Here is an 11,602-nt window from a genome sequence, read left to right as displayed (position 1 = left end):
TATCAAAGTTTATCGCAGTCACACGCAAACCTATCGCGGGACAAAGCAGCCTGTCGCTGCCCTGCCCCTTATCGGCGTGCCTATGTGCGCTTTTTCTAGACCAACCCAAACTGAAGGGAGTCCATCATGACTATCAATCTATCTGTTCCACAAACCATGCAGGAATTGCGTCCACGTATCACCGTTGTCGGTGTAGGCGGCGCAGGTTGCAATGCTGTTAACAATATGATCAACGCCGATCTGCAAGGTGTAGATTTTCTGGTTGCAAATACCGATGGGCAAGCGCTTGCACACTCGCTAGCTAGCCAGAAAATTCAACTTGGTGGTGCGATTACGCAAGGACTAGGCGCTGGTTCAAAACCAGAAATAGGCCGTGCTGCTGCCGAAGAAAGCCTTGAAGACGTGATGGCTGAACTGGCCGATTGCAATATGGTTTTCATTACCGCTGGTATGGGCGGTGGCACAGGCACAGGCGCAGCACCCGTGATTGCCAAGGCAGCACGTGATGCTGGCATATTGACCGTTGCCGTGATTACCAAGCCGTTCGAATTTGAAGGGCAGCGGCGCATGGGTCTTGCCGATGCAGGTATCGAAGAATTGCAAAGTTACGTTGATACCCTGATTGTCATTCCAAACCAGAATCTATTCCGGCTTGCGAATGAACGCACAACCTTTGCCGATGCTTTTCATATGGCTGATACAGTGCTTCACCAAGGTGTGTGCGGCGTTACCGACCTGATGATCAAGCCTGGCATGATCAATCTGGACTTTGCCGATATTCGCGCTGTTATGAGCGAAATGGGTAAAGCCATGATGGGCACAGGCGAGGCATCTGGTGAAACCAGGGCAACACAGGCTGCCGAAGCCGCAATTAATAATCCACTGCTTGATGATACAACTATGCATGGCGCACGGTCGGTTTTGATCAATGTCACTGGCGGTTTGGATATGACCTTGTTTGAAGTTGACGAAGCCGCCAATCGCATTCGTAAGGAAATCGATCCGGAAGCGGTTATCATCTTTGGCTCGGCATTTGATGAAAAACTGGATGGCGTCATGCGGGTATCCGTGGTCGCCACCGGTATTGATGCTGCAAGTGCAAAAGCAAAGCCTCCTGTGCATCAGCCTAAAATCGAAATAGCAAAACCACCAATGACAACCAGTCCGGTGCAAGCAAATGCGATGGCTAGTGCAACAACTAATCCCGCGGCAAACACACAGCCAACCCCGACACAATCGGCCGATACAGCGTCAGCCAGCATATCGACTCTGCGTGAGTCAATCAGTTCACTTGCCAAGGAAGCTGATGATGAAGCTGATGATGAAGCTGGCAGTCTTGTTGCCAGCAACCCACAAGGCGCATCGGTAACCGAAACCGTATCAGCATCCGAAACGGACAGCACCGTTACCGCGCCTAATGCCGAAAGCCCTAGTCAGCCAGTCGAAACACAGCTAGAGCTTACCGATGCGGTAGATGCGGCTAAAACTTTGGATGCAGACGTGAAAGCTGATAGTGCGAAAGATGTGGCTATGACAGCCATTAATGAAGCAAGTTCGAGTAAAGTAGCTTCGGGTGAAGCCGTAACCGCATCAAGCGCAACAGCCAAGGCCGATACGGCCTCGCTTACATCGCGTCTGATGCCACGTTTCGATCCGCAGAATGAAGGTAATGCCAAGGCTGAAGATACCCCACGCAAAACCTTTATTCCAGCGGCACCAACGGCAATGCCGGATGAAGCAAGTGTTCCAAAGGCGGCTGAAACGCCAACCCCGCGTCCAACCAGCATCATCAAGCAGATATCCGAATTATGGTCGTCAAAGCCTGGCACAACGGATAATCAGAAACGAAGCGAGCCAAATGTGTCCGCTAAAGACACCACAGAAGACAAAACATCTTCGGTTCTGGATTTGCCACAATCTGCCGTTGTTAAACCGGCTACGGATCCGGCACCAACAGCACAGCTTGAACAGCCTGACGATGAGCTTGATATCCCTGCGTTTCTTCGCCGACAGGTGAATTAAGTAAAACTTACATCTGGTTGCATTGCTACAATCTGTAACCAAACGTGATTTGAAGAGACCCAGATACATATGTAGGTTGTATCTGGGTCTTTTTGATGAGCTTCGAAACAGAATAAAAACACTGAAAAGGCTATATAAATTGAATTTGCAGGATAATAAAAAACCGATGTATATCAACCAGCCTTTTCAGACAACTTTGGCGGATACTGTGCAGCTTGAAGATATTGCGCTACATTCAGGTCGGTTTGTTCATGCTTCAATCTGTCCTGCGGCGGCTGGTACAGGTATTAAATTCCGGCGTATGGATGTCGAAGAAAGCCTGCAAACAGTCTCTGCTCATGCTGATTATGCCGAACAGGCGCGCCTTTGCACCCGGATTGCCAATGCTGATGGCATAGGTCTGGAGACGATCGAACATTTCATGGCCGCCTTTGCGGGAATTGGTCTTGATAATGCCATCGTCGAGGTTGACGCCGGTGAAGCCCCGATCCTTGACGGAAGCAGTCAGCCGATTATTGATGCAATCAGACGTGTTGGGTTGGAAACGCTCAATGCCCGTCGCAAATATATTGTTATTACCCAGCCGATTGAAGTGCAGCTTGATAATGGTGCCTGGGCGCGGATAGAACCTGCCAACCAGCTGGAAATTGACGTTGAAATTGATTTTGAAGACAAGGCCATTGGTAAACAGAGCCTACATTATATTCACTGTGACGGCAGTTTTGAGGCAGAATTATCTACGGCTCGTACTTTTTGCCAGCTGAGCGATGTTGATCTGATGCAGAATGCCGGTTTGGCATTGGGCGGTTCGCTGAATAACGCCGTAGTTGTTGATAATGGAATTGTAATCAATGAAGGCGGTTTGCGGATGGAACGCGAATTCGTTCGGCATAAAGCTCTTGACTGTCTAGGTGACCTTTACCTGCTTGGCCTGCAAATACGTGGCAAATTGACAGCGTCGCGCCCCGGACATGCGCTTAGCATGATGCTGATCAAAGCCATATGGCAAAATAAACAGGCTTTCCAGATCGTCAGTGACGGTGCTGTGACTAGCCAGTCAGAGGCATATGTAATGCCCGAACTTGCCGCCGCCGCGGCTGTTTAGGCCCACTTGCTATCAGGTCATCTTGATTTTGACTTTCGATATTTGTGATATACCGATAATCACAATAGAATTTTCACAACATCTTCTTTTCACTTGCGTATCAAGTCGCTATTGTAATGCGTAACGGTGGGATACGCTCGCCGATGCCTATGAGTGGAGCCTGTTTTGGTAAAGCATATACCCTTGATTGTCTTAGCAAGCACTGCGCTTTTGGTAGCAGGATGTTCTTCTACTGAGGTCGAAGAACAGGTCGAGCTTCCTGTCGAACAATTATATAATGAAGCGTTGAACACCGCGCTTGCAGGGAATGCCAAGAAAGCCGCGCCGAAATTTGAGGAAGTTGAACGCCAGCATCCCTATTCATCGCTTGCCGTACGGGCGCAATTGATGGCGGCATGGGCATTTTATCAGGATAATAATTATCCGCGTGCAATCGCGTCTCTGGATCGATTTGTCGAACTAAATCCGGCGGATGAACGCGTCGAATATGCGTATTATCTCAAAGCGCTATGTTATTATGAACAGATTGTTGATGTGCAACGCGACGCGGAAATGACCAAATTAGCAATGCAGGCTTTTGAAGAACTGCTAAGACGCTTTCCCGACGGTGACTATTTTCGTGATGCGACCTTGAAAATTGATCTGACACGCTCGCATCTTGCGGGCAAGGAAATGGCGGTTGGTCGGTTTTATCTCAGCAAACAGCATTATGGTGCAGCACTACGCCGGTTTGAAAATGTCGTGACCGACTATAATACCACCAACCAGGTGCCCGAAGCCCTATATCGTATGACCGAGGCCTATCTATCGCTTGGTCTGGCTAGCGAAGCCGAACGTGTTGAAGAGGTCGCGATCTATAACTATCCGCAATCTGTATGGACTCAACGTCTGCTGGAACTTCGTGACAATCCAGAACGTGAACTCGAAGCTGGCTGGTTTGAACGCACCACCGAGTCCGTCGTAAATTTATTTGATTAAAGCCTCATGCTTCAAAGCTTGTCCGTCACTAATATCGTCCTCATTGAACAACTTACGTTGCAATTTGACGATGGGCTGACGGTGCTGACAGGCGAAACTGGCGCTGGTAAATCGATCTTGCTTGATGCGCTTGGTCTGGCTTTGGGAAGCCGTGCGAATTTTGGCTTGATCCGTCAAGGCAGTGCACAGGCACAGGTAAGCGCAAGCTTTCATGTGGATGCCAAACATCCGGTATGGGCACTGCTGGATGATGCTGGCGTTGATATTGACGATACATTAATTTTGCGGCGGCGTTTGAAAGCTGATGGAAAATCAAACGCATCAATTAATGATGTGCCTGTTTCGGTTGGCCTGCTGCATAAGGCTGGCGATCTGCTTGTTGAAATTCAGGGGCAATTTGAGGGGCGCGGCTTACTTGACGTTAGCCGCCATATCACATTGCTTGATCGCGCCGCCGGACATCAGGAGATGCTGGACAAACTATCCGACGCCCATGCGCATTGGATGCAGTCAAAGCGTAATCTGGCCACCGCAAAATTGGAACTTGATCAGGCCCGCGCCGATGAAGAATGGCTTCGCGATGCGGTTAATCAGCTTGACGCCTTAAGCCCATCACCTGGTGAAGAAGCACAATTAGTTAGCGAACGTGACATGCTTGCCAATGTTGGCAAAATTGGTGAAACGCTGGCGCTTGCTGACCATGCCCTGACCGATGAAAACGGGGCGCAAGCCAGCCTTGGCAGTGCCATGGCTGCGCTTGAAAAATCAGCTTCGCTAGCTGGGAGCGCGCTTGATAATGCCCTCGCCGCATTAAGCCGCGCTGACGCCGAATTATCCGAAGCCATCAGCGAAATCAGCGCGGTTGGGTCAAGTCTGGAAGCTGATCCAAACCGGCTGGAAACTGTTGATGATCGGCTTCACGAATTACGCCAACAAGCCCGTAAACATAACTGTGATGTTGATGGGCTGGCAGAAACGCATCAACAACTTGCTAGCCGCCTTGCCGCGATTGAGGACTCGTCTGGCACCCTAGCGGAATTGGCAGATAATGAACGGCAATGGCGCGACTATTATACAAAAATGGCCGAGATAGTGTCCGACGCTCGCAAATCAGCCGCAGCGTTGCTTGACCGCGCTGTCATGGCTGAATTACCCCCACTGAAGCTTGAAAACGCGACTTTCCACTCACATATCTCACCCTTGCCTGTGGATCAATGGGGTGCGCTTGGCATGGATATGGTGCGTTTTGAAGCCAGCACCAATAGAGGTATGGCACAAGGGCCTATCGACCGGATTGCTTCGGGAGGCGAACTGGCCCGTTTTCTGCTGGCTTTGAAGGTTGCACTCGAAGATAGCAACACATCACGGACGTTGATTTTTGACGAGGTTGATAGCGGCGTTGGTGGCGCAGTTGCCGCGGCTGTTGGCGAACGCCTTGCCCGCCTAGGCGAACATATGCAAACACTGGTTATCACGCATTCGCCACAGGTTGCAGCACGCGGTGTCAATCATATGCGTATCGCCAAACAGGTAACGGATGAGAGCGTTATCAGTGGCACCGAAACGCTGAGTGACGATGCACGTACCGAAGAAATCGCGCGCATGCTGGCTGGCGAGCATATCACCGCCGAAGCCCGGGCTGCTGCAACCGCTTTGCTTGAGGGCTAGACATATGACAAGCGATCGTCCAGACCCAAGCAAGATGTCCGCTGATGACGCCACACAAGAACTGGCGTATCTGGCCGAGCGTATTGCTTATCACGATCGCAAATATCACGGCGAAGATGCGCCCGATATTTCCGATGCCGATTATGATAAGCTGGTAGCCCGAAATAATACGCTTGAAGCTAGATTTCCCGAACTGATTCGTCCAGATAGCCCAAGCCAGCGTGTTGGCACCATGGTATCCGGCACCTTTGGCAAGATACGCCACGCACAGCCAATGTTGTCACTGTCGAACGGCTTTAGCGCCGAAGATATTGCTGACTTTGTGACCCGCATTCGCAAATTTCTGTCATTGGCGGAAACCGATGACATTGCTTTTACTGCCGAACCAAAGATCGATGGCTTATCGTTAAGTTTGCGCTATGAGAAGGGTCATCTGGTTCAGGCTGCAACCCGCGGTGATGGTAGTGAAGGCGAAGATGTGACCGCCAATATTCGTACCGTAAATGCCATTCCACAAACATTGCATGGCACGCCGCCTGATATTTTTGAAGTACGTGGCGAAATCTATATGAACCGGAGGGATTTTCTGGCTCTGAATGCTGAACAGGAGCGCACTGGCAGCAAGATTTTTGCCAATCCGCGTAACGCCGCTGCCGGATCGCTAAGGCAAAAGGATGTCAGCATTACCGGATCGCGTAATCTGGCATTTTTTGCTTATTCGATGGGCGAAGCCAGCACCCCCATCGCCGCAACGCATAATGAATTTCTAAATGCTCTACGCAGTTTTGGATTTTCGGTGAATCCATTATCGCAGCATTGTCATACGCTAGATGACATGCTGGCCACCTATGAAGCTATTGGTAGCCAGCGCGCATCACTAGATTATGATATTGACGGTGTCGTTTATAAAGTTGACCGGCATGATTATCAGGAACGCCTTGGACAGGTGGCGCGCGCACCACGCTGGGCCTTGGCGCATAAATTTCCCGCAGAGCAAGCCGAAACAACAATCACCAAAATTGATATTCAGGTTGGGCGCACTGGCGCATTGACGCCCGTGGCAAGATTAACACCTGTCACCGTTGGCGGCGTTGTCGTATCAAATGCGACTTTGCATAATGAGGATGAAATAGCCCGCAAGGATATCCGAATAGGCGATCATGTCATTATCCAGCGCGCTGGCGATGTTATCCCACAAGTTGTGCGCGTGCTTGATGAAAAGCGTTCCGATGACGTCCAGATATTCACCTTTCCGGATCGCTGTCCGGTTTGTAATTCGGACGCGATCCGCCCCGATGGCGAAGCTGTACGGCGCTGCACCGGTGGATTGGCATGTGCAGCACAGCTTTTCGAGCAACTCAAGCATTTCGTATCGCGCGATGCGTTTGATATTGAGGGCTTAGGCGCGCGTCAAATCGAACAGTTTCTTGAGCTTGGCTGGGTCAAAACGCCCGCCGATATCTTCCGCCTTGAAACACGCCGCGACAAGCTAGCCACGCTGGATGGCTATGGGGCAAAATCGCTGGATAATCTATTTGCCTCAATCAATGCACGACGCATAATCGGGTTTGAACGCTTTATATATGCGTTGGGTATCCGGCAGGTCGGACAGGCCACTTCGCGGCTTCTGGCGTTGCATTACGGTGATCTGGACATGATGATGTCGGCACTTGATCCAGGAAGAAGTGAAAGCGAACATAAGATAGCTATCGCCGCGCTTATTGATATTGACCAGATTGGCGATGCAATGGCAGCCGATATAAGTCGATTTTTTGGCGATTCAGCCCATCGAAACATCGTCAGCGATCTTGCGTCCGAATTATCCATTCTACCACCTGAACGGCCATTAGATGATAGTGCTGTCAGCGGTAAAACCGTGGTCTTTACAGGCACATTATCAGGAATGTCCCGCGCCGAAGCCAAAGCCAAGGCCGAAGCCCTTGGTGCCAAAGTATCCGGTTCGGTATCGGCAAAGACAGATTATCTGATTGCCGGGGCAGATGCCGGCTCAAAAGCCCGCAAGGCCGCCACGCTTGGCGTTACGGTGCTCAGCGAAGATCAATGGCGGGCGCTTATCAACGCCCCCACATCATAAAGGGGCACATATATCACAAAGGGGCACAGGCCGCGATCAGCCATGCCTGACATGGCGGTGACACATCAGCACCAATCTGCGACAACACCCATTGATGATATATATCGACCCAAGCGATTTCCGCCTCGGACAGCATTGTCTTGTCAATCAAGCGGCGATCAATTGGCGTCATGGTCAGCGTTTCAAACTCAATAAAATCATCTGTTCCCGAGGCCTTGACCGCGATCAAATTTTCAATACGAATGCCCCATGACCCTGTCTTGTAATAACCAGGTTCATTGGATAGCACCATACCAGCCGCCACGGACAGGCTTCCGCGCTTGGAAATACTGGCAGGCCCTTCATGCACTGACAGAACATGGCCAACGCCGTGACCTGTGCCATGGGCATAATCAAGCCCCGCAGACCAGATTGGCGCACGCGCTATTGTGTCAAGCTGCAATCCGGTCGTGCCAACAGGCACATGTGCCCGCGCCAAAGCAATATGGCCCTGCAGAACAGCCGTAAAGGCCCGCCGCATTTCGGCATCAGCATCGCCAATCAGGATGGTGCGCGTTATATCGGTTGTACCAAAACGATAATGCGCACCTGAATCAAGTAGAAATAGGCTATCATTCTGGATCAAACTATCATGACCAGCCACCGCGCGATAATGGACAATGGCACCATTGGCGCCAGTGCCCGCAATGGTTTCAAAGCTTGGTGACATAAAATCCGGATGCGTCGCACGCATCGACAGTAATTTATCAGCCACGGCACTTTCCCGCATCTGGCTGACATCGGCATGATCCAACCAGCATAGAAATTCAGCCATTGCGATGCCATCAATCTGGTGCGCTTTACGAAAACCATCCAGCTCGACTGGATTTTTCTGTGCTTTCATCTTTGTCACCGGACAAGGCGCCGTGACAATATTAACATCACTATCTGAAATCACCTGATGCAAGGCTTTTGGCAGACTTGCAGGATCAATCATAAAGTCGCACCCAGCTATCGGTTCCAATAGTTCGTCAAGCTGTTCCAATGGCACCACGGCCATATGCTCGTTCAGAACAGGCAGCATACGCTGGCGGTCAGCCAATATGATCAAACCATTCTCGCGATGATACAAGGCAAATGCCAATGTTACCGGCGTACAGGCAAGGTCGTGCCCACGTATATTTGCAAGCCAGTTAACAGCATCCGTACGTGACAGTAAAACCGCATCACATCCAAAATCTGTTAATCTATCGGCTAACCGATCAAGTTTGCTGTCGATCGTCTCGCCAGCTATATCATCAGCCATTATATGAGCTGGTGTGACATCGGCGATGGGACGATCCTGCCAGATCATATCAACGGGATTAAATGCCATGGCTTTTAACGACAATCCAGACTCACGCATCACAGCCGATAATTTATCAAAAGCCGAAAGCGTAATCAGGCGTGCATCAACACCAATCGTCCTGCTGGTCAATGTTTGTGTTTTCAGCCAGGCACCGATGTCAATATCAGGCATCGTATGGCATGACCACGCCGCAGCGTCGGTCTGTTTTTCCATCTGCAAACTATAACGGCCATCGCTGAATAATGCGGCGTGCTCGGCAAAGATAATCGCGGTGCCTGCCGAACCCGTGAAGCCCGAAATATAGGCCAAACGTTCATCACCAGCGGGCACTTCCTCGCCTTGATACATATCTTCACGGCCAATCACCCAGCCATCAATATCATGCGCAGCCATCTCTGCACGAAGTGCCCTTAAACGTTCGGAAAAAATCTGTGCTGTCATTCAGAACTCCATAAAGCCGGCATCTGTCCTGCTTGTCGCGGACGCATAACCAGACTGGTCCACTCACCAATACGAATTTTCGCCCATAGGCGCGCACCCACCATACCATAAGCCTGTGCCACCATGGTCGCCTGATGATTCAGAATACCAGACAGGATCAGCCAGCCATTATCAGCCAGATTCGGCATCAGTGAGGGTGCCATCTTACGAAGCGGGCCTGCAAGTATATTGGCCAGAATGATGTCATAAGGGCCATTTTGCCTAACCGAACGCCCAGAAAAGCCTGCTGATACGCCAAGCCGCATCTGTGCTGGGGCAATGTTATTTCGGATCCGATTCGCCTCTGCTACCTTGATAGCCACAGGATCATTATCAGCACCCATAACCTGACAGGATGGCCATAATTTTGCGGCTGCCATGCCAAGAATTGCAGATCCGCAACCCATATCGAGCGTATGGCGCGGCGCCCCACCTTTGTAACGGCGATCAATCATATCCATCGCCCGCAAACAGCCCTCGGTGGTGGGATGCGTGCCAGATCCAAAAGCCTGTGCTGCATCAACCAGAAGCGGCAGACTTGCTGGCGGTGGGGCATCGTCTATATGACTGCCATATATCCAGAAGCGGCCAATATGAAGTGCTGGAAAAGATGCCCGGTTTTCGGCAAGCCAGTCGCGCTGGGGTAATTGTTCAATCCGCACAGCAGATGATGCCAATCCATGCTGGTCAAAAACCGGTGCCAACATCTGCGCGATCACATCTTGATCCGGCGGGAACAGGAACAAAGCTTCAATATGCCAGTGCTCTTGCGGCGTTCGCACATGCGACGTGGCCTCGCTTTCAAGAAGCTCACTAAACACGGTTTCAAAACTGGCAACAACCTTTGCATCAGTAACGTCAGGTAGGTCAAGACGAACAGCATATATAATAGTCATGGTTTGCTCACAAATCCGGACACAACCTTTTTGTGACCTGCTTTATCAAAAGAAATTTCCAGCTTGTCACCTTCAACATTAACAACATTGCCCATGCCAAATTTCTGATGGAACACCCGATCACCTCGATTAAAAGCCGCACCATTGGCTTCGGCAACAAAGCGGTTTTCTGCACCTTGTTGTTGGCGATTGGCCATGCGCCGCCATCCTGGGCCATAACCTTGCTGGCCAACGATATCCGATGCCCCACTGATATAGGCTGGCGAGACACGGCCAATGCCCATACCCTGTGCCATATCTTCAATTATATTTTCGGCTGGTAATTCCTGAACAAACCGTGAGGGAATTGCCGATTGCCATTGGCCATGAACGCGGCGGCTACTGGCAAAGGAAATATGAACATTTTTACGCGCCCGGGTGATGCCGACATAGGCAAGACGGCGTTCTTCTTCGAGGCCGATAGCCCCATTTTCGTCCATGGTACGCTGGCTGGGGAAAATACCTTCCTCCCAACCTGGCAAAAAGACCGTATCGAATTCCAAACCCTTGGCGGCATGTAATGTCATCAAGGTGACTTCGCCTTGTTCGGATATTGTATCACCATCCATCACCAGTGAGATATGCTCAAGAAATCCCTGTAGTGAGTCAAAATCCTGCATCGCACTGACAAGTTCGGTCAGATTTTCAAGACGGCCCTCGGCATCAGGCGATTTATCCATCTGCCACATCGTTGTATAGCCAGATTCATCAAGCACCATCCGCGCCAGATCACCTTGATGCAGACTTCCAATCTGGTTACGCCAGCGTCCAATATCCTGAACAAATTTGCCAAGTGCTGTGCGCGCAGCAGGTCGCAATTCTTCGGTCTCTACCAGATCAATAGCCGCCGCCAGAAGTGGTTTTTGCGAGGCACGTGCCTGTATATGGATAGCCTGAATGCTGGCGGTTCCCAAGCCCCGCTTGGGTACATTTATGATCCGTTCAAACGCAAGATCATCAGCCGGTTGTGCAATCAGCCGTAAATAGGCAAT

The 11,602-nt window shown here is 50.7% G+C and carries 8 protein-coding genes; 5 read left to right on the top strand and 3 right to left on the bottom strand.

Going from position 1 to position 11,602, the window contains the following annotated elements; all coding sequences use genetic code 11:
- The first annotated feature begins 126 nt into the window (after positions 1–126).
- The 5 genes from ftsZ to ligA all read left to right on the top strand — a co-directional run bounded on the left by ftsZ (position 127) and on the right by ligA (position 7,868).
- Positions 127–2,022: a cell division protein FtsZ gene (gene ftsZ / locus ACTF7Q_RS04830; RefSeq protein WP_438996727.1), complete on the top strand. Its 1,896-nt coding sequence runs from the start codon at positions 127–129 to the stop codon at positions 2,020–2,022.
- Positions 2,023–2,188: 166 nt separating this feature from the next.
- Positions 2,189–3,127, top strand: a complete 939-nt coding sequence (gene lpxC / locus ACTF7Q_RS04825) for a UDP-3-O-acyl-N-acetylglucosamine deacetylase (protein ID WP_438996726.1) — start codon at positions 2,189–2,191, stop codon at positions 3,125–3,127.
- Between the two features lie 183 nt (positions 3,128–3,310).
- Positions 3,311–4,105: an outer membrane protein assembly factor BamD gene (locus ACTF7Q_RS04820; RefSeq protein ID WP_438996725.1), complete on the top strand. Its 795-nt coding sequence runs from the start codon at positions 3,311–3,313 to the stop codon at positions 4,103–4,105.
- Positions 4,106–4,111: 6 nt separating this feature from the next.
- Positions 4,112–5,773 carry a DNA repair protein RecN gene (gene recN / locus ACTF7Q_RS04815; RefSeq protein ID WP_438996724.1) on the top strand — a complete coding sequence of 554 codons (1,662 nt, stop codon included), beginning with the start codon at positions 4,112–4,114 and terminating at the stop codon, positions 5,771–5,773.
- A gap of 4 nt (positions 5,774–5,777) precedes the next feature.
- Entirely contained in the window at positions 5,778–7,868 is a 2,091-nt protein-coding gene (ligA, locus tag ACTF7Q_RS04810; RefSeq protein ID WP_438996723.1) for an NAD-dependent DNA ligase LigA, read from the top strand.
- 13 nt (positions 7,869–7,881) lie between these two features.
- Here the strand turns inward: ligA and ACTF7Q_RS04805 are convergent, their stop codons facing one another.
- From ACTF7Q_RS04805 to ACTF7Q_RS04795, 3 genes are all read right to left on the bottom strand, one after another.
- Entirely contained in the window at positions 7,882–9,636 is a 1,755-nt protein-coding gene (locus ACTF7Q_RS04805; RefSeq protein ID WP_438996722.1) for an aminopeptidase P family protein, read from the bottom strand.
- Positions 9,633–10,571, bottom strand: coding sequence for a 50S ribosomal protein L11 methyltransferase (locus tag ACTF7Q_RS04800; protein WP_438996721.1), 939 nt, complete (start codon positions 10,569–10,571; stop codon positions 9,633–9,635). The genes ACTF7Q_RS04805 and ACTF7Q_RS04800 overlap by 4 nt, the downstream gene beginning before the upstream one ends.
- Positions 10,568–11,602: ATP-dependent helicase (locus tag ACTF7Q_RS04795; protein WP_438996720.1), on the bottom strand; the 1,035-nt coding region annotated here is incomplete at its 5' end. The genes ACTF7Q_RS04800 and ACTF7Q_RS04795, both read right to left, overlap by 4 nt.

The sequence above is a fragment of the Puniceispirillum sp. (SeqCode) genome (genome assembly GCF_965657105.1).
In the GTDB taxonomy this organism is placed as follows: Bacteria; Pseudomonadota; Alphaproteobacteria; order Puniceispirillales; family Puniceispirillaceae; genus Puniceispirillum.
This window is presented reverse-complemented; position numbering and strand designations above follow the sequence as displayed.